This window comes from Micromonospora sp. SL1-18 (assembly GCF_047921505.1).
Classification (GTDB): domain Bacteria; phylum Actinomycetota; class Actinomycetes; order Mycobacteriales; family Micromonosporaceae; genus Micromonospora.
In genome coordinates this window covers 1-225 of record NZ_JBLROA010000294.1, presented here as the reverse complement: position 1 = coordinate 225, position 225 = coordinate 1, and the positions used below count along the sequence as shown (strand labels likewise).

1 pseudogene is annotated in these 225 nt (G+C 64.0%); it reads left to right on the top strand.

Features of this window, described 5'->3' with window-relative positions:
* Positions 1–225, top strand: a pseudogene (locus tag ACNAW0_RS31005) (aminopeptidase); the annotation flags it as partial.

Below are 225 nucleotides of genomic sequence, written 5' to 3'. Positions count from 1 at the left end.
TACGCGTACGACACGTTGAAGGTGCAGGTGCTCAACTCCGCCGGGACGGTGCTGGCGACCCTGGCGACCTACTCGAACCTGAACAAGGCCGCCGGGTACAGCCAGAAGTCGTTCTCGCTGGCGGCGTACGCCGGTCAGACCGTCACCCTGAAGTTCACCGCCGCCGAGGACGTCCTGTACCAGACCTCCTTCGTGGTTGACGACACCGCGGTCAACGTCTCCTGA